Source organism: Roseovarius mucosus DSM 17069 (assembly GCF_000768555.3).
In the GTDB taxonomy this organism is placed as follows: Bacteria; Pseudomonadota; Alphaproteobacteria; order Rhodobacterales; family Rhodobacteraceae; genus Roseovarius; species Roseovarius mucosus.
This window is the reverse complement of sequence record NZ_KN293982.1, coordinates 20,310-45,543: the sequence shown is the minus strand read 5'-3', so window position 1 is coordinate 45,543 and position 25,234 is coordinate 20,310. Positions and strand designations below refer to the sequence as shown.

Below are 25,234 nucleotides of genomic sequence, written 5' to 3'. Positions count from 1 at the left end.
CCTCAGGGGCGGGTCATTTTTAAATGATCAAACCGGGTCAGTTTTGAATGCACATTGACACCCTTCAGAATGCGCGCATCCTCATAGTCGAGGATAATGATACCAATCGCACGTTGTTTGTTCATTTGCTCGCCAAGAGCGGGTCGCGAGCGGAAGCCGTGGAGAACGGGGCTCTGGCGCTTGATCGACTTACTTTCGGCGAACCGGTTGATCTGGTGCTGATGGATTTGTCGATGCCGGTCATGGATGGGTTGGATCTGGCCTGCGCCCTGCTGGCAGCCAATGCTGACGCTGGCCCGATACTTGTCGGATTGAGCGGCGAGATTGATGAAAAATGGCGCACGGCCTGTCTGCGGACTGGCATGAAGGACGTTCTTCTCAAGCCCATTTCGCCGGGTAGCTTGCGACAGCGACTTTCGGACCTATTGGCGGAGCGAGTGACATCCGGCCAAGAGTGTTGCCTCCCTGTCGTGGCGCGGCAGACGGTTGAAGATCTCTACGAAGATCTCGGTCGGGATGAAATCCGCCGTCTGATGCGGCAGGCCCTTGCCCAAACCGCAGCACTTGTCACGCTCATCGAAAGAGATGGCGTCGACGATGATCTCTACAAAGAGATCCACTCGGTCCTCGGGGCGTTGAGTTTGACAGGGCTGGTGCGCTTGAATGACCGATTGCGGATCGTTCAGGCCGTTTCACGCGTCAAGCCGATGACGAGTCCCGCCATGCAACATGTTATAAGCGTGCTCAGAAAAAGCTTGGCAGAGACTACAATCGAGCTTGATGACTGAAGCGACCATTCAGACGTTCCCGTTACAAGTCGATGGTCGCTGAGCGTTCAATTCTGGCCATCCCGGAGCCGAGAAGATCTGCGACAGTGTGGATCACACCTACGGGCACATTATAGACAAGTGTGAGGGTGACGGTGCCGGACTCATCCGGCTGGTCCGCGCAGCTGGTCGGAAACACCACATTGTCGATCTGCAAAAAAGGGCTCTGTTCGATGATCCTATCAAGCACTTCCGTACTTAGCCTTGCGCACAGGTCGCCCACGGGTGCTGGACCATATTGGATGCCCACTGAGGCCCGTGCAAGGCGCTGAACTGCCTGTTGTACATCACTCGCTATCCCGAGGTATAGAGTGACACCGACGATAAAGATCAAGAACAGGATCAATGCCGGAAAGAGAATCACAAACTCCACCGTGACCGCTCCAGTGCAATCTCCACTCCAGCGTCTTTGTCACTGTACCCTAATTAATCAGATTCTGTGGATTCAGGGCGATTTGGGGCGAGATTGTACCCCTAATTACAATATTTCCACAGCCCGTACTGCAGGCCGACACTAAACGTTTTACGCTCCCTAGAAGGGCAATATCTGTTGGCGCGCTACACGAAGCGGTTAGGTTATCCACAGTTTCAACCGTCTGGCAATTAAGGGTACAGTATGGTAATTAACGGTACAATATTAAAATTAAGGGTACAAATCACTATTGATTCCATGGGACAATTTCAGGCCGGATTCTGATTAATTAGGGAACAATGACACCAGTCCTCACTCCAATCGAACTGGAAAGCCTCGCCCGGCGCGAACACCGGCGGCACGAAGGTCCCGCGATCTGTCGTGTGATGCGCACGCTGCCGTTCACCCTTCCATTCCCGCACGAAGGCCGCAACACGCTCGTAGGAACCGCCATATCCAAGCTTTACCAGATCGGCGTGCATCAGCTTCGCCGTTCGGCGTTCTTTGCGTGATTTGCGCTGATCGGTCCTCAGCCATGCTGTAAGTTGCTTGGCATAAGGGTCCAGCTTGCTGGGACGATCCGGCACCTGAAACGCAGGCTCAACAATCCCCTCCCGCAAATACTTCTTGATTGTGTTACGCGATATGCCCGTGCGCCGAGCAATCTCGCGAATGGGCATCTTGTCTCGCAGCGCCCATGTCCTGATAACCTTCAAAAATCCCATGTCGATCACTCCAAATGCCCCCAGCTGGTTCAAGCCGGGGCAAGGTTGCACATGGGTCAATTCTCAATGACAATTTCTGCTGTTGCCGGGTCAGTTCTCAGTGACAATCAACACACAACCGTCAAGTTGAAAGCTAGCTGCTGCCTAGATGTCGCTTACTCAACTGCCGAAATTTCGACCCAAAAGCTGCATGTGTTTTAGGTAATAGGCATCTGCATCAGGAAGCCAGCCCGCCATTGATTCCGGCTCCAAACTCAGTGCGATATCGGCGGCCTCTTCAATACTTCCACCCAGTTGCCAAAGCATGTTTTGAGCATTCGAAGCGGACAGGATACCCAACCTGACAGCTGCTGACAACAGTCCCGAAACAGCCGACCGCATTTCCATCACCACGCATTCACGAAGTCCAATGCCTGCTGCGGCAGAGACCGAACCGATCACGACGGAGAGGTTTCCCCCGCATTTTTGAAGTCTAACCTGATCTGAAAAGAGCGAGAAATCCGGTGAGATCGGTATATCGGCCAGCAGACGGAGCAATTCGCGACCGCAATTTTCAGACGCTGCCCTCATTGAAGGAATAGGTTTTCGGCACGTTACCAACTCGTCGAGCGTATGAATAGCCGACAGATCGCCTTGGCACAGATACCTGTGGCTCCAGGATACGGCAACGCCATCGAGGGGCGCGATACAGTCGCGCAGTTTGCTGACCAGGTATTCATGCACCGCTTCCTCGCCCTCAATCAGCGCCGACATGACTAACGGTTCCAATCCAAAAGAATGCGCAAGTCTGCCAATGGGCAACGCGCTGTCGCTGAGATGCAACAGCACTTGTAACGCCGAGGAGCTATTCAATGATGCCCTCCCCGGATTCCAAATAGTGGCCGGTAAAGCCCCAATTGGGTATCCAGAAATGCCAAATTCAAGAGTCCCGAGAACGCTTCCGCCACACGGATAATCGAGTCGCGACCGGTTACTGATGGACCAAGAACATCGCCGTCAACGATCTCCGAGGGAAGGTGCAGGTTCCCAAGCTGGTGTCCTATAGCGAAATACATCTCCTCTCGTTTTTGGTCGTCCATTGCATCTGGAAAACCTAGGCGAAACGCGGATTCCTTCGGGCGAAACGCCAAGACATGCTTTCCGTTTTCGCAGACAAGACGGCAGCCATCTTCCAGATAGACGTCCTTATCGAGCTCAATGAACAGTTGGCGCCCAGCCTCGGACTTCACCGCCAGCCGGTTGCGGCAGGCCTGAAAGCAGTCGATGGCAACTCGGTCATCTGTCGCTAGTGGACCACGTTGCTCGGAGCTCAATTCAATTCGATTAACGATGATCATTGCGTGTCATTTCCTTTCACGAGACTTCCGGCGAAACGCTCCCGAAAATACCTTACAAACATTTCTGTGCGGTCCGAGGCGGAGCCCGACGAGCGGAACAAAAATCTCGCTATCAAGCCAGAGTCGTTTGGCAGACAGCCGATTTCCAACATCGGATCGTCCAGAGCTTGGATTGTCTCGCGCTCGACCGCCTTCCAGTCGGGACCGATACCGATGCAGTAAACCGTACTCATGCAATTCCACCCGGATTCAGACCTCAGAGCGGAAATACCACCACACGGGCGCATACCACTTCGTTCAGACACAAGTCGCTTTCCCTGAAAGACGACATCCAGTCCTAATTTTATTGCCTTGTAACGATGACGTTCGCCAGAAGAGTACCGCCCCGAGAAAACCGTGTCGGCTATAACCGCGATGGCACCGCGCCCGATTTCCAGATAACTGTTCTGCTCGTAATCGGAACCTGACGTTGGAATGAGTGGTTTCCTGACAATTTCAAAGTAAGCGTTATCTCCGATTTCGAACCGACAAGTTTCACGTGATGCCAGTTGGTTGCATTTGTGAAGAAGCGTTGCCGACAAGTTCAAAAGCTGAAGCTTGGAGTCGGCGTCCAGTGTGACACAGACCTCAAGCTGATCCCTTTCGAACATCCCTCCACTGCTGTTGGTGATGAAGCACGTCGCCAAACTCGGCAATGACTCTGAAAGGTGTAACTCGGGACTGTGCCTTAAGGGAAATCGCGAATAACCGGACCGAAGGACAGTACGCCCTTCTTTTATCGTTGAAAAGTGCAGGTCAAGTTGTGGTAGCATCGGCTCGCCTCTTAAACGGGAGTTGCTGCCGCAGTGTTTCGTAGATATCCTGAACGTCTTCGTCGTTCAGGAGACTGGACATCAGCCATGCTCGACCGGGTCGCACTTCTTCCATACCCTGCGCCATCTTTTCCAGCGAGGTACCGACAAAAGCGGCTATGTCCGCCTTGTTCACGAGGACCAGATCGGCCTTCAGGACTCCCAGTCCCCGCTTGCGCGGGATATCGTGACCGGCCGCGCAATCTATCATGAAAATCCAGTAATCGACCAAGTCCGGGCTGAATGTCGATGCCAGATTGTCACCGCCACTCTCGACAAACAAGATATCGGGATCGTAGAGACTGGATAAACGCTCGACGGCGCACAAGTTCGCCGCCGGGTCTTCTCTGATCGCGGTGTGCGGACATGCTCCAGTTTCCACTCCCACGATGCGATCGGGATCTATCAGGCCGCTGTCTTTCAATCGAGCGGCATCCTCTTTCGTCACGAGATCGTTTGTGACCACGACGACGTTCAGGCCGTCCGCAATCATCTTTGGTAACAGCTTTTCGATCAGAAGGGTTTTTCCAGCTCCCACTGGCCCGCCAATTCCTATTCGGATCAATTCGTTTTTCATTATATCCATCACCGGAGGCTATAAAGGCGGCCGAGTGGCACTTTGGTCATGGGTTTGTGAACGCATTCGATATCATCAATTGTAACCCTATAGGTCTCAGGGTCGACCCGTACTTTCGGCAGGGTGGAATTTCTTATCATATCTCTCTTCGAGAGTTGTCTCGCTCCTCTCAGAGGCAAACATTTCTTGCTTAGTCCAAGCTTTTCTGGAATTCCGTCATCAATGGCCACTTTTGCCATGAACGTGGCCGACAATTCGGCGTTGCCATGGCCGAATGCCCCCCATTGAGGCCTGTATTGCAGCGGCGCGCATGTCATCAACGAAGCGCTTGGCTCGCCCATGACCGCCCAGACCGGGAAACCGCCCTTGAAAACGATCTCGGGGTGAATCCCGAAAAACTTGGGCTTCCAGAGCACTATGTCAGCCATCTTGCCGACTTCGAGTGAGCCAACCTCACCCGCTATACCGAAAATTATTGCCGGGTTGATTGTGTACTTCGCAATGTAGCGAAGCACGCGCTGGTTATCGTTTCCGTTGGGCCGATCCTCGTCCAGCGCACCGCGCTGGGACTTCATGTGCGATGCAAGTTGCCAGGTCCGGCAGATCGTTTCTGCAATGCGCCCCATGCCCTGGGAATCGGATCCCATTGCGCTGATAGCCCCCATGTCGTGCAAAACGTCCTCGGCGGCTATGGTCTCATGACGGATGCGCGACTCAGCAAATGCAATATCCTCGGGAACCCTCGGGTTCAGGTGGTGACTTGTCATCGTCATGTCGAAATGTTCATCGAACGTATTTATCGTGTACGGATTGGTCGGATTGGTTGACGAAGGAAGTACGTTTTCGTATCCGCAAATTTCAAGGATATCAGGCGCGTGTCCGCCCGCAGCCCCTTCGACGTGATAGGCATGGATCGTTCTGCCCGCGATCGCTTCCATGGTTGACTGAAGATAACCGGCTTCATTCAACGTATCCGCGTGTAACTGGATCTGAACATCGAATTCATCGCCAGCCTCCAAACATGCATTGATCACCGGAGGCATGGCCCCCCAGTCTTCGTGAATCTTCAGCCCGCCGGCACCGCTTCGAAGTTGCTCGGCCAACGGTTCTACCGTGTATGAGCCGCCCTTTCCGAAGAAACCGAAATTGAGCGGAAAATCCTCCGCGGCTCTGAGCATGATTGCCAGATTTTGAACGCCGGTCGATGCAATGGGTACCGTGGTCGCGCCCAGACCACCGCCGATGAGCGTGGTGATTCCGGACGAAAGCGCCTCTCCGCACTGTCCTGGATCAATAAAGTGAACATGACAGTCAATTCCCCCGGCGGTAGCGATAAGCCCCTCGGCCGCACGAACATCCGTGGACGGGCCGACAATGAGGTCCGGAGCCACGCCATCCATAATGTTGGGGTCGCCAGCCTTCCCGATACCTGCAATACGTCCGTTCTTTATGCCGATATCGGCCTTGATCACTCCCAAAATCGGATCAACGATGATCGCATTCGTGATGACAATGTCCAGTGCACCGCAGCGCGATAAGGTGTCTACGTTTGCGCCTGCACCCGCTCGCAAGGTTTTGGGAGCGCCAAATACCAATTCATCGCCTTTTCCCGTCAGATCTTCTTCGATTTCGATCCAAAGAGAAGTATCTCCGAGTCTTATTTTGTCTCGACGGGTAGGGCCATAGAGATCAGCATATTGGCGGCGTGTGATTTTCATCTTGATTCTTCTTTTCTGTTATCACCGCCATGCTTTCGGGAAGACATAAGAACGACATCTTCTGTCCGGCATGGCTCAAGTCGTTTCAGCGTCGCCCTTTTCAATCGATTCTGGCTTGTTGAAAATTTTTTTCCCTCCAAACTCAATCAGTTGTACGGTCATGTCCGCACCAGGTTCGAATCGAACGGCCGTGCCTGCGGGGATTGCAAGCCGACGACCGTAACCTGATGACCGATCAAACTGGAGAGCGCTATTCACTTCGAAAAAGTGGAAATGCGAACCCACCTGAATCGGGCGATCACCAGTGTTCACGACAGTGACTTCGATTGCCTTTCGGCCGGAATTGATCTCTACATCCGTGTCGGCGAACTCGATTTTTCCCGGTATTTCCGTTGAGGCCGGAAGATCTGCTTTCTGTATCGGATTGTGAACACAAACCAGTTTCTGACCGTCCTCGAACATAGCCTCGACCATTATGGTTTCCAGGAGTGTCGAAACGCCCGGCAACACATCGCTTTCGGTGAGGATTAGTGTGCCCAGTGACATCAGTTCCGCAACCGATTTGCCGTCTCGGGCACCCTCGCAAATGTCGTCTGCGATAAGGGCATAGGCCTCGGGGTAAGTGAGTTGCAATCCGCGAGCCTTTCGGCGGCGGGCGAGTTCTGCCGCAAGAAACAAGCGCAGTCGCTCTTCGTCTTTTGATGACAAGTACATAGAGTTTTATCCGCCCGCCTGATTAGTCAATTACCGAACGAACGTTCTGCTTCTGACCTTGCAAGGGTCGAACAAGGGCACCAGAGACAGTTTCGCAGAATGGCTGGCAGCCTTGTCCTTCAGATCGTAGCAAACACCGCTTATTGCGTATTCCGGCGCGACATAGGCCATCGCGCTGCCCTTCTTCCGGCCCGGAGAATACGATCCGCTTGTGACCCGGCCGATTTCCTTTCCACCGGCGATTACGGCATCACCGGTGCTCATGATCGTACCGTCCGGAACGTCGAACCATACCAGCGTGCGGTTGATGCCCTGATCCCGGATTTTCTCCAGCGCGGCCTTTCCGCAAAAATCGGGTTTGTTGAAATCGACCGTCCAGCCCAGGCCGGCTTCCAACGGATTGGTCTGCTTGTTATGCTCGTTGCCGACCAAGACGTAGCCGGCCTCCTGACGTACGCTTTCCAGCCCGCACTGCCCCAGAGGAACAAGACCGTGTTTCTCTCCGGCTTCGAACAGAGCATTCCAAACCTTCTCGGCCTCTTCAGGATCACAGTGCAATTCAAACCCGAACTCGCCGGTGTAGCCCATACGCGCAATCACACAGGCAACACCGGCCACGTCGCCCTTGATGAATTTGTAGTATTTGATGTCATTAATTGGCGCAGACGTGACCTGCTGCAAGACCTGACGCGAGTTCGGTCCTTGTAGCGCAAGTGTGGTGTGTTGATCCGTCACATTCTTAATACTGACGTCAAAGCGTTCGGCCTGTTTTTGAAACCATGAGAAATCGGTCTCGTCTCCCGTGATCAGCATGTATTCATCAGGCTCGAAACACCAGATAGTTCCGTCATCTATCATTTGACCTTCGGCGTTGCAAAAGGTCGAGTACTTGATCGAACCTGGTTTCAGCTCAGACACGTTCGCTGTGGCCACATGTTGGACAAATTTCGAAGCGTCCGGTCCAGACACCGAAAACTCCGCCATATAATGAAGATCGCAAAGGCTTGCCTTGTCACGAGTCGCAAGGTGTTCCGCCTCCGGTCCCGGGTTGTAATGCCACGGAAGATAGTATCCGAAAAGCTCTCTCATATCTGCGCCCATCTTTTCGCCAACTGCGTGAAACGGGGTTCTCTGGATTTTTGCCATGATGTGTTCCTCTTTGGCTTCGTGAAGTAAGCGACACGCAGCTAGCACAAGAAAGTGGCGACAGAGATTAGGGATTTCGGGAGCGGCGCAGCCGCAGGAACAAATTGCCCTGCCATCACTTCGTGCGACGCGCTGAATGCCGGTCGGAATTTGATCGGCTTCCCAGCCCAACGAGCAATAGACCATTCACCTTGCGGTATGTCAAGACCGCGCCTTGGGTTCTTCAAAACCATCAAGGCCGAACTGATCTGGCGACGGTCATGGGAAACGAGGCGGCAAGCTGAGATGGCGATCTTCGAATGCATCAACGGGTTCTACAATCCACGGCGACGTCACTCAGCACTGGGATGGAAAAGCCCTGTCGCATTCGAATCGAGCACTTGGGGCGGCACGAAAGCGGGACAGGTTCAATCACGCGCTTGGTGCGGAGCGATCTCAACGGCATGTTGCTCGCGTGCCGCGCGGAGTTTCCGGTCGAATGTATCTCCGAAGGGGCAAGTCAGCTGAAGCTGGCTTATCAAAAGGGAAGTTGCCACGCAGGTCGGCGGTTGGGTTTGACGATGCAGGATGTCGGTGTTCTTGAGCATGGGCTTCGCCATTGCTCGACCTCTTCCCAAAGCCGCTACGACCGATACGGTATGCTCGCGGCTTTGAACTTCGGAATGACGCGCCCTTTGCTCGCTGTGGCTTTTTCGTTGCGCAATGATCCTGCAGCAGAAACCAGGCTTTGCGTGGCCTTTCCTCATCGACGGAAACTGCTGGATCGGCGGGCCAGCATTGCCGGCGATTTGCCGTGTCTCGGAACAGCGAACGGAGAAAAACACACAGACCGGTCGCCGGGGCAGCCGCACGCACACCATCGTTACACCCCAGCCTGAGTATCTCGCGGCGGCGAGGAACGCGATCAATCAGATCGGCGCAACCGTGGACCGCGGTGAACTGATCAGGTGTGCAGAACGCACCCTTCAAACTGTCCGACAGAAACCAGCTGACATCTAGGGGCTGTTGACGTTCACCGGGTCTGGATGATTGCTGCGGTAATCGAGATGAAGGCTTTGAAGCTTTGGTCGGTTTTGCACGAGCGCATGGCTATGCCTCTGTTTTCCTTCAACTTGCCGAAGTAGTTCTCCATCAAGAGTCGCCATTTGTAGGTTTCCTTGCCGAAGGATGCGGGAAATTTCCGATTGGATTTCGGCGGTATGACCGGGATGATGCCACGTTCCAGCAGGTCATTTCACAACCAATCCGCATCGAAAGCCCTGTCCGCCAGCAAGTGCCCGGCAGACAGATCACGGATCAACTTATCAGTCTCGCGCAAGTCGTGCGCCTGGGAACGCCGACAGATCAGCGCAAGACCTGAAATTCAAAACGCGTTTCATCCATCCGACGTGTGAACGACATTCATGGATACCTGTCTGCTGACAAGGATGGTCCGTGGCGCACCATGACCGAGGCAGCGAAACGGCTCGGTGTGACCAATCACGTCATCCGCAAGCTGATAAAGGACGGTATTCTGCCCGCAAATCAGGTGGTGGATGGCGCACCGAACCAAAATCGAACGGCTGACCTGCATTCTGATAAGGTCAAAAATGCTCTTGTATGAAAAGGACGTCCGTGTCGCGCGGATTTCGAAGATCAGCTATCAATGTTTCCAAGCACTATGAAAGGGATACATAACGACCAACCAACGGCGATCGGACGGCATGTCCGCTCGAAGGTGTTGTTATCGAGAATGCTGACTTTGGCGCTTCGGTTTCTGCCCCTGTTTCCCGAATGTCATGGTAAAAGACCTCTGCGTAATTCCGGGATTCCTGCCGGTTTGATCTTTTGGTATTCTGTCACAGAAGTTTTGGGATGGTTTTCATGGACTTGTTTTTTCGCGAAGCGGCGGATCGGATTGGGTTTGAGGATGTGCTGTCGAAGATCGACGCTCTGATGAACTGGCGAACGTTTTCGTCGATCCTGACGCGGGGCCTTGGGAGATCCGGTGTCGGGCCGCAGGGGTATGATCCGCTGGTTTTGTTCAAGTGTCTGCTGATCGGCCAGTGGCACGGGCTGTCGGGTCCGAAGCTGGAACGTGCGCTCAAGGTCCGGCTAGATTTCATGCTGTTCTGCGGGCTTGATCTGCACGCATCGGTGCCGGATGAGACTACCCATTGCCGGTTCCGCAATGCGCTGGTCAAAGGCGGGGTTTACGATGATCTGCTGTCAGAGGTCTGCCGTCAGATCGAGGAGCACGGCCTGAAGATGAAAGAGGCCGAGGCGGCGATCATTGATGCGACGCTGATCGAGTCTGCAGCCCGCCCGCGCAGCCATATCGAGCCCCCGCAGGACCGCGCCGAGGGCGACGCGCCCGATGACCCCGAGCTGCATTTCAGCGCCGATCCTGACGCGCGTTGGGTGAAGAAAGGCTCAAAATCCACGCTGGGCTACAAGGGATTTGCCCGCACCGACGAGGACGGGTTTGTGGACAAGGTCCACACCACGCCCGCCAACCGCGCCGAAAGTCCGGAATTTGCCACCATGATCGACGGCGCATCCGCGCAGCGCGTGCTGGCTGACAAGGCCTATGCCAGCCGGGCCAATCGCGCTGCGCTCAAAGGCAAGCACCGCGACGGGATCATGCGCAAGGCCGCCCGGGGCCGCCCGCTGCGCGCCTCGGAGAAACGGTTCAACCGGCTCATCTCAAAACAGCGGTTTCGGGTAGAACAGTGCTTTGGCACGATGAAACGGCTCTTCGGCCTGCACCGCGCCCGATACGTCGGAAGGGCCAAAACCCACGCCCAACTGGCGATGGCGGCCATCGGACAAAACCTCCTGAAAGCCGCAAACAAGATCACCCTAACCCGACAAACCCAGGCGATCGCATAAACCAAAACCCCCAAAACCACTTTGCCCGCTGAAAAGACAGCGGGGCGAAAGGGATGGGCAAATCCGCGCTGCAGCAGAAAACCAGCTCGTCACGAAGAGGTCTTTCCGTATCGAGTTCGATCTGGCCATCGGTCAGGAACAGGCAGAGGTCGTCCCTGAACTTGGCCATGTATTTCAATGCCTCACCCAGTGGCGATTTAGTCGCGACGCGGGCGCGATGGTGTGTGAACTAGGCTTCGAGGTCTGCGACGTTCGGTGCGGAGCGTTCCTGTCGCGCCGCGCGGCGGGCGACGGGATCACGCCCCCGGATCTTAGCCTCGACGCGGTAGAGGTAACCGATACGCTTCACGCCCTCTTCGGCAATCGGCGCCGGGCCGGGCCGGTGCGGGTGCGGGTGCGGGTGATCTCGACCAGCTTGCGCCGGGCGTGCGTTCAATAGAAAGCCAGCCGGATATCGGGACCGAGCCGATCAGGGGCGAGCAACCGGTTGTAGCCAACTTAGCCGTCGACCTAGATCACGCCGGAGAAGTCGTGGAAGATCCAATCGGCATGGCATACGCCGGGACCGGGCGTTTAAGCTACTTGACAAAGCCGGTGAAAAGCGCGGATCATGGCCGCGTGCTGGAAGCACATAAAATCACCAAGCGACACAGCTGGACGTTGACGCCCTAGCGGGGTGCTTGTGATTATCATCATTGAAATTCCCGCCACTAGTCTGGTCCTGCCTGTTTTTATTCAGGGAGCGCAAGCTATGAACAAACTGTTGGCCGCATTGAGCCTTACAACCGCACTGACGATGACCAGTTCCGTCGCCTTCGCCGAGGTCAAGATCGGCGCGATATTCGACCTCACCGGTGGATTGAACATATACGGAATCCAACAAGACCAAGCGCTTGATCTGGCTGTTGCCAGCATCAACGTAGCCGGTGGTGTAAATGGCGAAGACATCGTTGTCGTCGGGTATGACGCGCAGTCTGAACTTTCCAAATACACTCAGTTCGCACAAACCGCCGTCCTGCGGGATGGTGTTTCGGCCATGTTCGCGGGTTTAACCAGTTCCTCGCGTGAGGCCCTCCGCCCGATCCTGCGCGAGGCGAACATCCCTTACTTCTATTCGTCGCTCTACGAGGGCGGTGCCTGCGATCGCACTACGTTCGTTACCGGTTCGTCAGCCTCCCAGCAGTTGAACATTCTGATGAAATGGGCTGTCAAAAATTTTGGCCCGCGCGTCTACATCATGGGTCCTGACTACAATTTCGGCACGATTTCCGGTTACTGGATTCACGAGTATGCGAAAGAGCTCAGTGCCGAGGTTGTTGGTGAAGATTATCTCCCCCTCTCCGTGACAGACTATACGCCGACCATTCAGAAAATTCAGGCTGCGAAACCAGATTTTGTCATAGCACTTCCTATTGGTTCCGCGCAAACGGGTTTCCTTGAACAATTCGCGGCGGCTGGTCTGAAGGAAGACATCGGCCTTATCTCCACGAATTACGGCTCGGGCAACCAGCAGATCGTCGTGTCGCCACAGGCGGGCGAAGGCTATATGTCAGTGATGAATTACTTCCCTTCGGCCCCGGGCGAGACCAACGCCAAATTTCTCGCGGCATGGGAAGAAGCCTATGGAACCGATACGCCGGTGGTTACCGGATCTGTAGACGTCTGGAACGCTGTCCATCTTTGGGCCGCAGCTGCGAATAAGGCCGGAACGACCGACACCGATGAGGTGATCGCGGCGCTGCAAAGCGGGATTTCCTACGAAGCCCCCAATGGCACGGTCACGCTTGAGCCAGGTTCTCACCACTTGCGGCAGAATATGTATATCGCGCGTGGCAACGCCAATAACGGTTTCGATATCATCGAGACCTTCACGGACACTGAACCGACCTTTGAAAATGAGGTCTGCAACTTGGTGGATAATCCTGATGTGGTAGAGCACTTTACCCCAGAAAACTAAACGACGCCACACAACAAAAGGGGCAGCCTCAAAGGTTGCCCCAGCTTCGGGAGGTTCCATGGAACTCAATTTCTTGGCGACAATTTTGCTGTCATCTTTATCTAGCGCATCCATTCTGTTGATCGCTACGCTTGGCCTAGCAGTTGTGTATGGCTTGATGGGTGTGATCAACCTCGCGCATGGCGAGTTTATCATGGTCGGGGCTTATTCGGCACTGACCGCGACACAGATCGGGCTTCCATTTCTGTTAGCCATACCCTTTGCCGTGGTCACGACCATGACTATCGGCGCAGTGGTCGAGTTTTTGATTATACGTAAGCTCTATGGACGGCTCTTTGACACAATGCTGGCAACGTGGGGCCTTGGCATGGTCTTCAACCAGGTTGCGGTTCTGGTGTTTGGAACCGTGTCGCCCGGCATCGGGATGCCGCAGTGGAGTTTCAAAATCGGTGACTACAGCCTCGCAGTATACCCGACTCTGATGATTTTCGTGGCGGCAGTCATACTCGTCTTTATCTATCTGCTCATGACGCACACGGTCTATGGAATGAAGGCCCGAGCCTCAATCCAGCAGCCGCAAATGGCTCAGGCGATTGGCATCGACTCATCTCGGGTCAATACCATGACCTTTGCGATCGGGAGTGGCCTCGCCGGGCTTGCGGGTGCAATCCTACTTCCAATCATTCCGGCAACGCCTTCGATGGGTCTTTTCTTCGCTGTAAAAGGCTTCCTTACGGTTGTCGTAGCCGGGCCGGTCACATTGACGGGGAGTGCTCTTGCAGCCCTTGGCCTCGGCGGCGGTGCATCCGTGACCGCCAGTTTCATGACATCCGTGGTCGGTGATGTCTTCTTCTTCCTCGTGACCGCCATTCTGCTTTGGCTCTACCCGATGGGTATTTCCGCCAAATGGCGCCGAAAGCTTTAGGGGTCATCGGATATGTTTGAAAAACTCCATAAAAATGCAGGCCTGATCTTTCCAGCGCTTGCCACAATTATCGCACTGGCTCTGTCTGGAACCTTGAATCCATACCTTGCTTTCGTTGCCACATCCTGGGTTATCTTTGGCCTTTTGGGTCTGAGCCTGGATGTCGCCTGGGGGCGTGGAGGTCTGCTCAGCCTGGCTCAGACAGCCTTCTACGGATTGGGCGGATACTTTGGCGCAGTCATTGCGATCAACTTAGCGCCTTCGTCCGGAATGACTTTGGTCTGGGCCTTGCCATCCGCGGCTGTTTTCGGCGCTCTGATTGCGGTCGCCCTCGGCTATGTTATTTTCTACGCTCGCATGGGTGAGTTGCAGAGCACGATCCTGTCCTACACTTTTACTTTGTTGCTTTGGTCGGTGGCCCAATCTTTCAAATTGGACGTTGGTGAAGCCCGTATTGGCGGCGACAACGGGCTCTCAAACATCCCCGGGATCATTCTAGGATTTGGCTCCGAAGCCAAAAAGATTGGTCCGAACGAGGCCTTCGCAACTGTCGTCGTTGTCACCGCAGCAGTCTATTTCTTCACGCGCTGGCTAATGCGAAGCAACTTCGGCAAGATCGTGGATTGCATTCGCATCGATATCGAGAAAACGGAACTTCTGGGCTACGATATCCGCAAATATCAGCTGTTGAACTTTGCCTATTCAGGTGCCGTTGCAGGGCTTTCGGGCGCACTCTTCGCATTGTGGGCAAACTACCTTAACCCGTCGATTTTCTCCGTCCAAGAAGCACTTCTCGTTCCGATTTATGTCTTGGTGGGCGGTCTGGGCACACTTGCTGGGCCTTTCTTGGGTGCCCTTATTATCGGGGGTCTTTCATTCTGGCTTGGCGGCGGAGTAGCAGGCGGTCAAACGACTTTGATCCTCGGCACGACACTCATCCTCTTGGTAATGTTTTTGCAAAACGGGTTTCTGGGTGCACTGGATACTCTCTGGAAGAAGTTCCTGGCTGATCCGAACGATGCCGCTCGTAGTGCAGGGGCAGTGAAGATCGACACTGAAGTGCTTGACAGCATTCTCGAAGAGGCCGCAGCCCAGGCCGGTCCCGCGAAGAACCTTTCGACCGATGAAGCCTTCAAGCGATTTGGCGGCGTAATTCCGGTCAACAAGGTTTCGCTCGACTTTGCATCCGGTCGGCCCTATTCACTCATCGGCCCAAACGGTGCAGGTAAAAGCTCGTTCTTGAAAACCTGCGTGGGCATCTATCGTCCCGAAGGTGGCAAGATCCTTCTCGACAAGGACGACATTACGAAGATGGCAATCTTCGAGCGGGTTCACAAGGGGATGGGCGTCAAGAACCAGAAACCCCAAGTCTTTGGTGAAAACACCGTGATGGAAAACCTCTGGATCGCAGCTTTTGCACGCACAAGAGACACGGTACAAGCAGATAAAACCGCGACCCGCATTCTCTGGATGTTGGGCATGGAAGAACAGAAGGCTGTGCAGGCCTCAGCTCTTTCACATGGTCAGCAGCAGTGGCTCGATATCGGAATGGTGCTCTGTCTTGCACCTCGTGTCGTGCTTCTGGATGAACCAGCGGCGGGTATGACAAATGAGGAAACTCGCGAGCTGTCCTTGCTGGTCCGTACTTTGGCCAAGCATACGACGGTGGTTGTCGTTGAGCATGACATGGAATTCGTGCGGACGTTGGAAGGACATGTGACTGTGCTCCACCAAGGCGAGTTTTTTGCAGAAGGGGATATTGAGACGCTCAGAGCGAACGATGCTGTCCTCGATATCTATTTGGGGAGAGGCGAGCATGTTTAAGATCAAGAACGCCACTGGTGGATATGGAAAGACCACTATCATTCGAGATGTCTCCATACACGTGAACGCCGCTGAAATCGTTGCCCTTCTTGGACGTAACGGGGTCGGGAAATCCACTCTGATGCGGTATGCGACAGGACTTATCAAGGCGACGTCAGGTTCGATCGAGATTGCCGGTGAAACAGCGCCACCATCACCAGCAAAACGGGCCCGCCTTGGATTGGGTTACGTACCTCAAGGCCGGTTCGTCTTCCCGCGGATGTCTGTGACCGAGAACATCGCCGTTGCAGCAGCATCAAATGGCTTTGACGCAAAGAAAAGCGTAGCGGCGATACTGGAGGATTTTCCTCTCTTGCAACCCAAGGCGAACGATCTCGCGGGCGGATTGTCCGGCGGACAACAACAGGTCCTGGCCTTGGCCCGCGCCCTTGCAACACGACCGAAAATCCTTCTGCTCGATGAACCGACCGAGGGTGTTCAACCCTCGATCATCGACGAAATGGCGGGGGTTTTAAAACGGATCAACGAAGAGCATAAAATTGCAATTCTTGTTGCTGAACAGAACCTCGATTTTTGTTTGTCGATTTCGGAACGCGCCTACGTCATGGAGAAAGGCACGATCAGGATGGAGACGGATCGCGACAGCCTGCGCGCTGACAAAGAGCTGCAACAGGAATTGTTGGGTGTGTGAGATGCCAGATAAACTCAGCAAGGATCAGCTCAAGCGCATCAAGGCAACTCTGGCACGCATTCGCGGTGGGCTTTCGAAGTTGAAAGTTGATCAGTTCGGTGAACCGGCCCATATTTTTTTACCGGAGGCTCTAAGCAGTGTCGAAAAGTGAGAGCTTATCCGATCTTGTTGTCGCTTTGGCAGAGGGACGACAAACGCCCGACTCCCTGGCAAAGCAGTCTCTTGAGCGCGAAACGCAACTGGCCGACTTGAATGCGTTCGTCACAATAGACGAAGAAATCGTCACAGCTCAAGCCAAAGCAGCAACCCAGAGGCGAAAGACGGGCAAACCCCTCAGTCCTATCGATGGTGTGCCAATCGCGGTCAAAGACAATTATCTTACGAAGGATTATTCCACCACTGCGTGCTCGAACGCTCTGCCGTTGGAGCCAAAGGGTATTGACGCAACTATTGTCGCCAACCTCCGTGCCGCTGGCGCTGTCATTTTTGGCAAGACGAACATGCACGAATGGGCGTTCGGCGCGACAAACTCCACGTCAAGTATCGGTGCGACGCGCAACCCGCATAACCAAGAGCATATCACTGGTGGCAGCAGCGGCGGTTCAGCAGCGGCGGTTGCCGCTGGCATTGTCGGAGCCGCCCTTGGCAGTGATACAGGCGGATCTGTACGGATTCCATCATCTGCCTGTGGTGTCTACGGGTTCAAGCCCACTTACGGGCGGGCGTCTCGGCATGGCGTTCTGCCACTGAGTTGGTCGCTGGACGCGCCGGGGCCGATTGCAGCTAGTTTGGATGACATCGCCCTTCTGCTGCCCTATTTTCTTGGAGCCGATAAGCGGGATTCATCTACCACGCGGGCAAAGCCGTTCAGCCCGGAGACAGCCCCGGAAAAGCTCCAGGTTCTCCACCTCACTGGTACAGGGCTGGAGCGTGCTGAAGACGTGAACAGCGTCGTGTGCAGCGCATTGTCTGGGTCGGATGTCGCTGTGGCTGATGTTTCGTTGCCAGACATGCGCAGTTACTTTGCAGCCTGGGAGGCCATTTTGCATGTCGAGGCGTCATCCTATCACGAAGACTTGCTTTCCCGGACCGACAGCGGCTTCTCGTCAATCACAAGAGCACATTTGGAAGTAGGGAAACAACTCACAGCGCAAGAGGCACTGCACGCCCAGAAACTGCGCGCGCGGTTTAGCGACCTTCTCTTGAATGGACTCGGCGAGTGGGATGCCTTGGCCCTCCCGACGCTGCCTGTCCTCGCACCGCGCCACGGCGAGGATCGTCAGAAATTCGGCGGACGCGATGTCACTACACAAGATAGTATGACGTGGTTCTGCTGGCTTGGTAACCTTGCTGGATTGCCCAGTATCAGTCTGCCTATAGGCGTATCAATAAATGGTCTTCCCATTGGGATGATGTTGATGGGCAGGCCAGGGCAAGACGAGCTACTACTGGATATCGCACGGCGGTTTGACAAAAGGCCGTAGCCTCTGGCAGAGGCAGAAATTTGGTGGGGAGCTATTTTCTCAATTTGGCCCAATGCCGTCACGGAACAGGCCCTGCTGAGAGGAACGCTGCTCACAATCGAAGAACTCAACACAACGGGCAGTACTGTGGCTGTGCTGACCGACCCAAACAGGAAGGAACCGACCATGAAACGAATTCTCACAACTGCAATACTCACGCTTGGTGCAACCCCGGCCTTCGCACATCTAAGCCCGGAACAGCATGGCTCGTTTGTCGCGGGCCTGTCGCATCCTATGTTCGGTCTCGACCACATTCTTGCGATGTTAGCAGTCGGCCTCTGGGCTGTCGTGCTCGGGGGACGTGCGCGTTGGGCACTTCCTGCGTCGTTTGTCGGCGTCATGATGCTGGGCTACGTCGCGGCGGTGTTCGGGTATGGTCTGCCGTTCGTGGAGCCGATGATACTGTTATCCGTCCTTGCGTTGGGGCTTGCAGTTGCCCTGTCCGTGTATCTGCCGGTTTTTGCGGCTGCGAGTATTGTCGGAGCGTTCGCGCTGTTTCACGGCCATGCGCATGGCGGGGAATTGGGCTCAGCCGCAGCGCTTAGCTTCGGAGTTGGGTTCGTACTTTCGACGGCTCTTTTGCACGGGATAGGTGTTGCCCTGGCCGTCGCGGCAGGTCGCGCGCTGACCGGAACACAAGTCATTCGGGGACTGGGCTGGGCAACAACAATCGGTGGCGTGTGGGTGATTGCCGCAGGGTAATTGTTCCGTCCCGGATGATCACATCGATCCTCGGCGCTTTGCCTTTTTTTGGGCAAGATCGTGCGTGAATGCCCCTGTGTGGTTGACACGACCCAGCCGAGTGTCGCCATTTCCAGATCCTGCATGTTGCGCCAGGGCCCTTGGCAATGGACCAGTTCGGTTTTGTAGAGGCCGTTGATCGTCTCAGCGAGGGCATTGTCATACGAGGCCCCGACGCTGCCGACAGACGGTGCAATTTTGGCTTCGGCCAGCCGTTCAGTGTACTAAATTGACATATATTGCCCGCCGCAGTCCGAATGGTGGATCAAACCGTCTTTTTGAACAGGGACGAACCTGAATTTTGTGCTCTGGCGTGGTAACTGCTCGATAAGGAGTCGCACGTATAAGCATCGACAAAGACCTATTGGACCAACTGATGGAAGGCCGTTCACCCGGCGATCTATTCGGCAAGGAAGGCGTTCTTTCCGAACTGATGAAGGTGCTGGCGGAACGCGCGCTGACGACCGAAATGGAGGAACATCTTGGCGGGGAGCGCGACGAAGGAACCCCTGAAGGAGAGGTTCAGGTGCCCGATAGAGCCGGACTTTAATCGACGGTGGAGAAAAAATCCCTTGGCAGGTCACATCCACCGCGTCAGTTCAAAGTCGGCGGAACTCCAACTCCACCTAAACTACTTGACAAAGCCGGTGAAAAGCGCGGATCATGGTCGAGTGCTGGATGCACATGAAATCACCAAGCGACAAAGCTGGACGTTGACGCCCTAGTGGAATCATTTGTGATTATCCTCAATTAAATTCCTGCCGCGAGTCTGGTCCTGCCTGTTGTTATTCAGGGAGCGCAAGCTATGAACAGACTGCTGGCCGCATTGAGCCTTACAACTGCACTGACGATGACCAGTTCAGCCGCCTTCGCCGAGGTCAGTTCTGAATGACGTTCCACAGTCAGCGCCCAAAGTTCAGAATTCTGGAGGTTTAAAGATGAAACAAGATGTAATTCGGGTCGCTCTGGACTGGGAGGTGGACCATATTGATCCCCCTTGTTCCTTCGGTGGTTGGAACACCGGTCGCGTGGTCCAGCAAATGTTCGATAGTCTTGTAGAAGACAACCTTAATTCGGAAATCGGGGCAGTGACATCCCTTGTGCCGTCTCTGGCAGTCAGCCAGTCGGTTTCGCCGGACGGGTTGCGGTACACGTTCAGACTGCGCGAAGGGGTAACCTTTCATGACGGTGCGACATGCGACGCCGACGCGGTGCGGATAAACATTGAGAGAATGTGGGACACGTCGTCTCCATACTTCGACGAAAGGGCATTCGACTACAATAGAATGGCGATCGAAACGTTGAAAAGAGTCCGAGTATCAGATGCTCGAACGATCGAGCTCGAACTCACCGATCCTTTTCCCGAGTTCTTGCGCTACATGACGCAGGAGGACGCGCCCGGCGCTTTCGTTATGGTCAGTCCAGAATACATCCGTACCGACATCGGCAACAGAGCGTCAGCTCCTGGGACCGGCCCTTACGCCTTGGAGAGACGCTTCGAGACACCGCACGGTGATGGTGCGCTGTTGCGACGGTATGCGGGTTATTGGGGCCGGCCAGCGGCGACCGAATTCATCGAGTTTACTCCGATCCTTTCGGCCGAAAAAAGATCGGAGGCGCTAATTAGCGATTCCGCGGATATCGTTTATGGCCCCGACCCGTCATCATTGGATGAGCTTTCCAGACTTGGCTTCATTGTGTCCGAACGGCCTATTCCCTATGTCTGGTATATCGCCTTGAACATCAACAAGGCGCCCCTCGACGATGTGCGCGTTCGACGCGCGTTATTACACGCAATCGACCGCAAGAGCTTGAGTGAGGAGCTTTTCGGATCGGCCGCCGCACCTGTGAATGGAATTTTGCCGCCCGCTTCGCCGTCATATGAACCCGGATTTCCCGATTTGTACCCATTTCGGCCGGAGCGCGCGCGTGAGCTTCTGGCCGCTGCCGGCGTAAATGACGGGTTCACCTTTACATTCAGTATCGCACGCGCAGGTTCCGGACAATTGAATCCGGTTGGCATTGCCGAACGCATTCGCAGGGATCTGGGAAACGTCGGTATCGGTGTCGATCTGCGGATAAACGATGACTGGGTTGAGTACTGTGAAAACTGGCACCAAGGCATGAATAGCGAAATCGACGCATCCGAAATGAGTTGGGGTATGTCGTGCGACGTCTGGGTCGAGCAGGTATTGCATTCCCGCAATGCGTCGCCACGTGGATTCAATACCGGCTATTACCATAACGAGCACGTAGACAAGATGTTCGACGTCGCAAGGCGCGAGCTCGAGCCTGAAAAACGAGCGATGCTTTATCAGACAGCGCATCGGCTGATAATGCTTGACGCCCCTGTTATTCCGCTTCTGACAATTCGCAGAGGGCTGGTCGCACACCACCCCCGCGTTCAAGGCTTGCGATTTCCTGCTCAGAACTGGCATAATTTATCTGACGCGTGGTTGGACAGGAGTATTGGACTAAACGCCCGTTCGAGTTCTTGACGGAGCCGGGACGGACCGCGAAACGAGGCGATTAATTGAATCTCGAATCGACCTAGGAAAGGAAAGTGTTCAATGTCAAAGGCTGGTGAGGCTTTGCTAAGAGAACTGCGCAGTTTGCGGGTTCTTGTCCTTCACCCCTCGGACCAGGAACGCTCCGAACTCGTTAATCAATTGAAACGCATTGGCTGTACAGTTAGCGTCGAATGGCCGATACCAACCACGATAGACCCTGAAATCAACATGATTTTCTGTCTCGTCGAAGACGCATCCATTGTGACCCTTCCGTGGGTTCGACCGCATCTCGCGGTTCCGGTTGTCGCGATCGCCCAATTTGAACACCCAACTGTCATCCGCTCGTTACTCGAGATTGGCGTCACGGGATTTATCGGAAAGCCTATTCGTACATTCGGAGTTCTGACTGCACTTATCATGGCGCGTTCTATTCATCGGTATGAACGCATACAATCTGCCAAGATCGCCAAGTTGAAGGAAAGTCTCAAATCTCACCGAATCATAGGGCAGGCTGTCCAAACTCTTTGCAGGGCCAACGACATTGGCGAAGGAGAAGCGTACGAACTGATTCGAAGGCAGGCCACAAGCAAAAGGCTATCAATGTACGTTATCTCTGAGTCGATAATCAATACCAGTGAACTGCTAACCTTGGAAACTCATAAGTCTTCCAACACGATCCAGCTAAGGTCGAAAAAATAGGGGAAAGAACTTGTTGTTATGACGCAGAAAGCTCAATGAAGAGCCAAAGTAATTTCCGTGGATGAGCATATGATACCAACGGTTTTGAAATGGGTAGACAAGTGCAGAGTGAACCGCCCCTTGTTTGCCGGAGACCCAGAAGTAAGGATACTGGGCTATGGAAAAGAGCAAATGTGGAAACAGATATTCACCTGAAGTGCGCGAGCGAGCTGTGCGGATGGTGTTTGAGCATCAGGGTGAATTTGATAGCCAGACTGCTGCGATCAAGGCGTTGGAGCGTGAGAATCGCCAGCTTCGACAAGCCAATGAGATCCTGAAGAAAGCATCAGCGTATTTTGCGCAGGCGGAGCTCGACCGCCCATTTCGGAAATGATCCGGTTTATCAAAGAGCGCCGGGAAGTGTGTGGGGTCGACGTCTCGACCTGGCAAGGGTTCGTTTATGTAGCATTTGTCATCGATACGTTTGCCAACAACATCGTCGGCTGGCGTGCATCCAGATCGCAGCAAACACAGTTTGTCTTGGATGTCCTTGAGCAGACGCTTTACGAGCGAAGGTCCGGAGAGAACTTGATCCATCACAGCGACCGGGGCAGCCAATATCTGTCGATCAAATTCACAGAACGGTTGGCTGACGCGGGGCTGGAACCCAGTATTGGGACAGTGGGGACAGCTATGACAATTCGCTGGCCGAGACGATGATTTGCCTGTTCAAAGCAGAAGTGATCCACAGATTAGGCCTTTGGAAATCCGCTGATGCCGTCGAATGGGAAACCCTCAAATGGGTCGATTGGTTCAACAACCGCCGCCTGCTCGAACCTATCGGATACATCACACCAACGGAAGCTGAGGAGGCGTTCTATGCAAACATGAACACACTCGATAAAGTCGCTTGAGAAGAACTTAACAGCCTCCGGTAAAACCGGAGCGGTTCAGAGTGTTACATCGGCACAAAACACGCCAGGTAATTCGGAGCAGGAAAATGCAAAGTTTGACGGTTGGAGTTCTGTTTTCACAGCGGGGTTTCAGTGGGTGGTATGGAAGCTCGCAACTTAGGGGGACGATACTCGCAATCGACGAGATAAACCTGAATGGTGGTTTAGACGGCCGAATGATTGATCCAATCATTTGCGACCCGGGATCGGATCCCAAACAATATAGCAAGTTGGCGAACAAGCTACTGTTGGACGATGGGGTTTCGGTTATCTTCGGATGTACCACCTCATTCAGCAGAAAAGCAGTTACACCATGTGTAGAAAAACGAAACGCAATACTGTTCTTTCCGACATGCTATGAAGGGTTTGACTACTCACCAAACATAATATTTACCGGACCTTGTCCCAATCAACTGCACCTAGAACTGCACCGATACCTGTACGAAAGGGGCCGTGCTTCATATTATCTCCTGGGATCGGATTACGTGTTCCCACAGGAGTCGAACCGCGTCATCAAGGACCTCGTTGCCCAAAGCAACGGAAAAGTCGTTCGAGAGAGATATGTCCCACTTGATTGCGCTGATCGTCAGATCGACGATATCGTCTCGGACATAATGTCGACGAAAGCAAATGTTGTGCTGTCGACTGTTGTCGGATCAGGATCCACTCGATTGTACGATGCATTTCACGAGCGTGGAATAACTCCGAATGATATCGTAATTGCTAGCCTAACAGCTAGTGAATTGGATCTTTCGAAAATGAAACATCTGCCCCTCTCGGGTCATGTAACCTCTTCCCCGTATTTCGCATCGATTGAGACGCCCGAGAACAGACTATTCTGCAAACGATTTGTTGAGCGCTTCGGCCGCTCGGTGCCGATTGATACCTGCGCCGAGTCGGCCTATTCTCAAGTGCATTTGTTTGCGAATGCGATGAGGTCACTTGACGGAATGGACGCAAACCGTCTTCGCGAGGAAATCTATCGGGTAGAGGTAAATGCGCCTCAAGGCCGGATAAAAGTCGATTGTGAAAACAATCACACCTACCAGTGGCCACGAATCGGTGTGATGGAGGACGCAGGAACATTCCAGATCGTGCGATCGCCATTAAATTCCGTCAAGCCGGATCCATATCAGATCAACTACTTCGATGTCCTCGCTGCAAGTTGACGTCCGGCATGCCGCCGCTACCGTGGCCAAGTATTGCTCCGCCGTTTACAATCCTGCCCGAAAGAACTGAAGGGCTTGATCGGCGGCAAGGTCAGGGAACCCGTCATCAGCTCAAACTGGCCAGATATCCTGCGCAGCGCGGCCACCATGGTGGCGGGCGCGATGCCGCCAAGCCAACTCTTGCGGAAATTTGCATCCTATCCCAGACAACACGTAACGCTCCGGTGGGGGCCGTCTGACTTCGGCGACGATCCGATGATAAGTCCGACCTTATGTCCGATTTCATTTCTCGCCCTCAAATCGAAGTTCTTTCCGCGGCCGATGGCATTCGTCGTCGGCAGTGGTCGGATGAGGACAAGCTCCGGATCGTAGAGGAAAGTTTTGTCGGCCACCGGCAAGTGGCAGCTACGGCGCGGCGGCATGGCATGTGCCGGTCGCTGTTGACGACCTGGCGTCGACAGTATCGCAACGGTGAGCTGGGAGCGCCCCGCCCGATATCCTTCACACCGGTAACCGTGACGAAGGACATCGCGGCCTCCCAGCCTGGGCCTGTTGATCTCCCTGATCTCTCCCGGAACTCGCAGGTGGAGATTGCTCTGCCCAATGGTCGTCGGCTTATCGTGCCCATCTTGGTCGACCCGGAAGCGCTTGCCCGGATCCTGTCAGTGGTGGACGGTCAATGATCGCGTTTCCGGCGGGCGTGAAGGTCTGGATGGCGGGTGGCGTCACCGACATGCGGCGTGGCATGAACACCCTTGCATTGCAGGTCCAGCAAGGCCTCGGGCGCGATCCTCATGCCGGGGAGATATTCTGCTTCCGAGGGCGCAAGGGCGACCTGGTCAAGATTTTATGGCATGATGGGGTCGGCACATCTCTCTATCTGAAACGCCTCGAGGCAGGTAAATTCATCTGGCCCGTCAGTCGCACGGGCGACGCGGTTCAGATCTCCGCAGCCCAGCTCGGTTATCTTCTGGAAGGAATTGACTGGCGCAATCCGCGTTGGACACAACGCCCTGCAAAGGTTGGGTAAAACGCGCTTATAGCCCTGTTTTGCATGGGCATTCGTAAACCGGATGGTAGATTGT

General features: G+C 54.4%; 26 protein-coding genes, 6 pseudogenes and 1 other annotated feature. Of the genes and pseudogenes, 21 read left to right on the top strand and 11 right to left on the bottom strand.

The annotated features are described in order from the left end of the window. Window positions 1-47: 47 nt before the first annotated feature. Window positions 48-788, top strand: a complete 741-nt coding sequence (locus tag ROSMUC_RS14690; RefSeq protein WP_052115400.1) for a response regulator — start codon at window positions 48-50, stop codon at window positions 786-788. A 22-nt stretch (window positions 789-810) separates the two neighbouring features. Here the strand turns inward: ROSMUC_RS14690 and ROSMUC_RS14685 are convergent, their stop codons facing one another. The 9 genes and pseudogenes from ROSMUC_RS14685 to gcvT form a co-directional block, all read right to left on the bottom strand. After that, complete coding sequence (locus ROSMUC_RS14685) at window positions 811-1,200, bottom strand: TadE/TadG family type IV pilus assembly protein (protein WP_037274745.1); 390 nt, start codon at window positions 1,198-1,200, stop codon at window positions 811-813. A gap of 344 nt (window positions 1,201-1,544) precedes the next feature. Then, window positions 1,545-1,964 (bottom strand): annotated as a pseudogene (locus ROSMUC_RS14680) (helix-turn-helix domain-containing protein); the annotation flags it as partial. Window positions 1,965-2,123: 159 nt separating this feature from the next. Beyond that, window positions 2,124-2,717: an urease accessory protein UreF gene (locus tag ROSMUC_RS14675; protein WP_037274742.1), complete on the bottom strand. Its 594-nt coding sequence runs from the start codon at window positions 2,715-2,717 to the stop codon at window positions 2,124-2,126. Window positions 2,718-2,812: 95 nt separating this feature from the next. Further along, on the bottom strand, window positions 2,813-3,301 hold the full coding sequence (locus tag ROSMUC_RS14670) for a UreE family protein (RefSeq protein WP_037274741.1): 489 nt from the start codon (window positions 3,299-3,301) through the stop codon (window positions 2,813-2,815). Further along, complete coding sequence (locus ROSMUC_RS14665; RefSeq protein ID WP_102105984.1) at window positions 3,298-4,113, bottom strand: urease accessory protein UreD; 816 nt, start codon at window positions 4,111-4,113, stop codon at window positions 3,298-3,300. The genes ROSMUC_RS14670 and ROSMUC_RS14665 overlap by 4 nt, the downstream gene beginning before the upstream one ends. Next, on the bottom strand, window positions 4,097-4,729 hold the full coding sequence (gene ureG / locus ROSMUC_RS14660) for an urease accessory protein UreG (protein WP_037274764.1): 633 nt from the start codon (window positions 4,727-4,729) through the stop codon (window positions 4,097-4,099). The genes ROSMUC_RS14665 and ureG overlap by 17 nt, the downstream gene beginning before the upstream one ends. An 8-nt stretch (window positions 4,730-4,737) precedes the next feature. Then, on the bottom strand, window positions 4,738-6,447 hold the full coding sequence (ureC, locus tag ROSMUC_RS14655; protein WP_037274732.1) for an urease subunit alpha: 1,710 nt from the start codon (window positions 6,445-6,447) through the stop codon (window positions 4,738-4,740). Window positions 6,448-6,522: 75 nt separating this feature from the next. Further along, window positions 6,523-7,161, bottom strand: coding sequence for an urease subunit beta (locus ROSMUC_RS14650; RefSeq protein WP_052115399.1), 639 nt, complete (start codon window positions 7,159-7,161; stop codon window positions 6,523-6,525). A gap of 30 nt (window positions 7,162-7,191) precedes the next feature. Then, window positions 7,192-8,307 (bottom strand): glycine cleavage system aminomethyltransferase GcvT, encoded by a 1,116-nt coding sequence (gene gcvT, locus ROSMUC_RS14645; protein ID WP_075571748.1) that lies wholly within the window; start codon window positions 8,305-8,307, stop codon window positions 7,192-7,194. A 219-nt stretch (window positions 8,308-8,526) separates the two neighbouring features. Here gcvT and ROSMUC_RS14640 point away from each other — a divergent pair. From ROSMUC_RS14640 to ROSMUC_RS14630, 5 genes and pseudogenes are all read left to right on the top strand, one after another. Next, window positions 8,527-8,679: pseudogene (locus tag ROSMUC_RS14640) on the top strand (IS3 family transposase); the annotation flags it as partial. Between the two features lie 50 nt (window positions 8,680-8,729). Then, entirely contained in the window at window positions 8,730-9,185 is a 456-nt protein-coding gene (locus tag ROSMUC_RS21200; RefSeq protein WP_206018463.1) for a hypothetical protein, read from the top strand. 185 nt (window positions 9,186-9,370) lie between these two features. Further along, window positions 9,371-9,667 carry a hypothetical protein gene (locus tag ROSMUC_RS21420; protein WP_245875195.1) on the top strand — a complete coding sequence of 99 codons (297 nt, stop codon included), beginning with the start codon at window positions 9,371-9,373 and terminating at the stop codon, window positions 9,665-9,667. 30 nt (window positions 9,668-9,697) lie between these two features. Next, window positions 9,698-9,910, top strand: coding sequence for a MerR family transcriptional regulator (locus tag ROSMUC_RS21065; RefSeq protein ID WP_037274722.1), 213 nt, complete (start codon window positions 9,698-9,700; stop codon window positions 9,908-9,910). 260 nt (window positions 9,911-10,170) lie between these two features. After that, window positions 10,171-11,178 (top strand): IS5 family transposase, encoded by a 1,008-nt coding sequence (locus ROSMUC_RS14630; RefSeq protein WP_037274754.1) that lies wholly within the window; start codon window positions 10,171-10,173, stop codon window positions 11,176-11,178. 91 nt (window positions 11,179-11,269) lie between these two features. On the opposite strand, the pseudogene ROSMUC_RS21415 reads toward ROSMUC_RS14630, so the two are convergent. Then, window positions 11,270-11,748: pseudogene (locus ROSMUC_RS21415) on the bottom strand (IS66 family transposase); the annotation flags it as partial. A gap of 181 nt (window positions 11,749-11,929) precedes the next feature. Here ROSMUC_RS21415 and ROSMUC_RS14625 point away from each other — a divergent pair. The 7 genes from ROSMUC_RS14625 to ROSMUC_RS14600 all read left to right on the top strand — a co-directional run bounded on the left by ROSMUC_RS14625 (window position 11,930) and on the right by ROSMUC_RS14600 (window position 18,800). After that, complete coding sequence (locus tag ROSMUC_RS14625; RefSeq protein WP_037274716.1) at window positions 11,930-13,135, top strand: urea ABC transporter substrate-binding protein; 1,206 nt, start codon at window positions 11,930-11,932, stop codon at window positions 13,133-13,135. 58 nt (window positions 13,136-13,193) lie between these two features. Next, complete coding sequence (locus tag ROSMUC_RS14620) at window positions 13,194-14,060, top strand: ABC transporter permease subunit (RefSeq protein WP_037274713.1); 867 nt, start codon at window positions 13,194-13,196, stop codon at window positions 14,058-14,060. A 12-nt stretch (window positions 14,061-14,072) separates the two neighbouring features. Continuing rightward, complete coding sequence (locus ROSMUC_RS14615) at window positions 14,073-15,884, top strand: ABC transporter permease subunit (RefSeq protein ID WP_037274710.1); 1,812 nt, start codon at window positions 14,073-14,075, stop codon at window positions 15,882-15,884. Beyond that, window positions 15,877-16,575 (top strand): ABC transporter ATP-binding protein, encoded by a 699-nt coding sequence (locus ROSMUC_RS14610; protein ID WP_037274707.1) that lies wholly within the window; start codon window positions 15,877-15,879, stop codon window positions 16,573-16,575. The genes ROSMUC_RS14615 and ROSMUC_RS14610 overlap by 8 nt, the downstream gene beginning before the upstream one ends. Before the next feature lies 1 nt (window position 16,576). Further along, complete coding sequence (locus ROSMUC_RS21060) at window positions 16,577-16,726, top strand: hypothetical protein (RefSeq protein ID WP_170062579.1); 150 nt, start codon at window positions 16,577-16,579, stop codon at window positions 16,724-16,726. Then, on the top strand, window positions 16,713-18,059 hold the full coding sequence (locus tag ROSMUC_RS14605; protein ID WP_037274704.1) for an amidase: 1,347 nt from the start codon (window positions 16,713-16,715) through the stop codon (window positions 18,057-18,059). Before ROSMUC_RS21060 ends, ROSMUC_RS14605 begins: the two co-directional genes overlap by 14 nt. Before the next feature lie 165 nt (window positions 18,060-18,224). Then, window positions 18,225-18,800 (top strand): HupE/UreJ family protein, encoded by a 576-nt coding sequence (locus tag ROSMUC_RS14600; protein ID WP_037274700.1) that lies wholly within the window; start codon window positions 18,225-18,227, stop codon window positions 18,798-18,800. Between the two features lie 89 nt (window positions 18,801-18,889). Here the strand turns inward: ROSMUC_RS14600 and ROSMUC_RS14595 are convergent. Beyond that, window positions 18,890-19,120: pseudogene (locus ROSMUC_RS14595) on the bottom strand (IS3 family transposase); the annotation flags it as partial. A gap of 95 nt (window positions 19,121-19,215) precedes the next feature. Here ROSMUC_RS14595 and ROSMUC_RS14590 point away from each other — a divergent pair. From ROSMUC_RS14590 to tnpB, 8 genes and pseudogenes are all read left to right on the top strand, one after another. Continuing rightward, window positions 19,216-19,389 carry a hypothetical protein gene (locus ROSMUC_RS14590; RefSeq protein ID WP_245875194.1) on the top strand — a complete coding sequence of 58 codons (174 nt, stop codon included), beginning with the start codon at window positions 19,216-19,218 and terminating at the stop codon, window positions 19,387-19,389. A 388-nt stretch (window positions 19,390-19,777) separates the two neighbouring features. Continuing rightward, on the top strand, window positions 19,778-21,337 hold the full coding sequence (locus tag ROSMUC_RS14585) for an ABC transporter substrate-binding protein (RefSeq protein WP_037274693.1): 1,560 nt from the start codon (window positions 19,778-19,780) through the stop codon (window positions 21,335-21,337). Between the two features lie 72 nt (window positions 21,338-21,409). Then, window positions 21,410-22,048: an ANTAR domain-containing response regulator gene (locus tag ROSMUC_RS14580; RefSeq protein WP_052115396.1), complete on the top strand. Its 639-nt coding sequence runs from the start codon at window positions 21,410-21,412 to the stop codon at window positions 22,046-22,048. A gap of 157 nt (window positions 22,049-22,205) precedes the next feature. Next, a pseudogene (locus ROSMUC_RS14575) lies at window positions 22,206-22,941 on the top strand (IS3 family transposase). Further along, window positions 22,376-22,468, top strand: a sequence feature (AL1L pseudoknot). It overlaps the preceding pseudogene by 93 nt. An 86-nt stretch (window positions 22,942-23,027) precedes the next feature. Beyond that, the gene (locus tag ROSMUC_RS14570) at window positions 23,028-24,149 is read left to right on the top strand and encodes a transporter substrate-binding domain-containing protein (RefSeq protein WP_052115395.1); all 1,122 of its coding nucleotides are present in this window, start codon (window positions 23,028-23,030) and stop codon (window positions 24,147-24,149) included. 51 nt (window positions 24,150-24,200) lie between these two features. Next, a pseudogene (locus ROSMUC_RS14565) lies at window positions 24,201-24,362 on the top strand (Tn3 family transposase); the annotation flags it as partial. A 59-nt stretch (window positions 24,363-24,421) separates the two neighbouring features. Then, window positions 24,422-24,832 (top strand): IS66-like element accessory protein TnpA, encoded by a 411-nt coding sequence (gene tnpA / locus ROSMUC_RS14560; RefSeq protein WP_037274688.1) that lies wholly within the window; start codon window positions 24,422-24,424, stop codon window positions 24,830-24,832. Further along, window positions 24,829-25,179, top strand: a complete 351-nt coding sequence (tnpB, locus tag ROSMUC_RS14555) for an IS66 family insertion sequence element accessory protein TnpB (protein WP_037274686.1) — start codon at window positions 24,829-24,831, stop codon at window positions 25,177-25,179. Before tnpA ends, tnpB begins: the two co-directional genes overlap by 4 nt. Window positions 25,180-25,234: the final 55 nt, after the last annotated feature.

Excerpts from the sequence above, each read along its gene's own strand:
- ROSMUC_RS14690 (WP_052115400.1), top strand. The coding sequence starts at position 48 with ATGCACATTGACACCCTTCAGAATGCGCGCATCCTCATAGTCGAGGAT.
- ROSMUC_RS14675 (WP_037274742.1), bottom strand. The coding sequence starts at position 2,717 with ATGTCGGCGCTGATTGAGGGCGAGGAAGCGGTGCATGAATACCTGGTC.
- ROSMUC_RS14670 (WP_037274741.1), bottom strand. The coding sequence starts at position 3,301 with ATGATCATCGTTAATCGAATTGAATTGAGCTCCGAGCAACGTGGTCCA.
- ROSMUC_RS14665 (WP_102105984.1), bottom strand. The coding sequence starts at position 4,113 with ATGCTACCACAACTTGACCTGCACTTTTCAACGATAAAAGAAGGGCGT.
- ureG (WP_037274764.1), bottom strand. The coding sequence starts at position 4,729 with ATGAAAAACGAATTGATCCGAATAGGAATTGGCGGGCCAGTGGGAGCT.
- ureC (WP_037274732.1), bottom strand. The coding sequence starts at position 6,447 with ATGAAAATCACACGCCGCCAATATGCTGATCTCTATGGCCCTACCCGT.
- ROSMUC_RS14650 (WP_052115399.1), bottom strand. The coding sequence starts at position 7,161 with ATGTACTTGTCATCAAAAGACGAAGAGCGACTGCGCTTGTTTCTTGCG.
- gcvT (WP_075571748.1), bottom strand. The coding sequence starts at position 8,307 with ATGGCAAAAATCCAGAGAACCCCGTTTCACGCAGTTGGCGAAAAGATG.
- ROSMUC_RS14630 (WP_037274754.1), top strand. The coding sequence starts at position 10,171 with ATGGACTTGTTTTTTCGCGAAGCGGCGGATCGGATTGGGTTTGAGGAT.
- ROSMUC_RS14625 (WP_037274716.1), top strand. The coding sequence starts at position 11,930 with ATGAACAAACTGTTGGCCGCATTGAGCCTTACAACCGCACTGACGATG.
- ROSMUC_RS14620 (WP_037274713.1), top strand. The coding sequence starts at position 13,194 with ATGGAACTCAATTTCTTGGCGACAATTTTGCTGTCATCTTTATCTAGC.
- ROSMUC_RS14615 (WP_037274710.1), top strand. The coding sequence starts at position 14,073 with ATGTTTGAAAAACTCCATAAAAATGCAGGCCTGATCTTTCCAGCGCTT.
- ROSMUC_RS14610 (WP_037274707.1), top strand. The coding sequence starts at position 15,877 with ATGTTTAAGATCAAGAACGCCACTGGTGGATATGGAAAGACCACTATC.
- ROSMUC_RS21060 (WP_170062579.1), top strand. The coding sequence starts at position 16,577 with ATGCCAGATAAACTCAGCAAGGATCAGCTCAAGCGCATCAAGGCAACT.
- ROSMUC_RS14600 (WP_037274700.1), top strand. The coding sequence starts at position 18,225 with ATGAAACGAATTCTCACAACTGCAATACTCACGCTTGGTGCAACCCCG.
- ROSMUC_RS14590 (WP_245875194.1), top strand. The coding sequence starts at position 19,216 with ATGGAAGGCCGTTCACCCGGCGATCTATTCGGCAAGGAAGGCGTTCTT.
- ROSMUC_RS14585 (WP_037274693.1), top strand. The coding sequence starts at position 19,778 with ATGAAACAAGATGTAATTCGGGTCGCTCTGGACTGGGAGGTGGACCAT.
- ROSMUC_RS14580 (WP_052115396.1), top strand. The coding sequence starts at position 21,410 with ATGTCAAAGGCTGGTGAGGCTTTGCTAAGAGAACTGCGCAGTTTGCGG.
- ROSMUC_RS14570 (WP_052115395.1), top strand. The coding sequence starts at position 23,028 with ATGCAAAGTTTGACGGTTGGAGTTCTGTTTTCACAGCGGGGTTTCAGT.
- tnpA (WP_037274688.1), top strand. The coding sequence starts at position 24,422 with ATGTCCGATTTCATTTCTCGCCCTCAAATCGAAGTTCTTTCCGCGGCC.
- tnpB (WP_037274686.1), top strand. The coding sequence starts at position 24,829 with ATGATCGCGTTTCCGGCGGGCGTGAAGGTCTGGATGGCGGGTGGCGTC.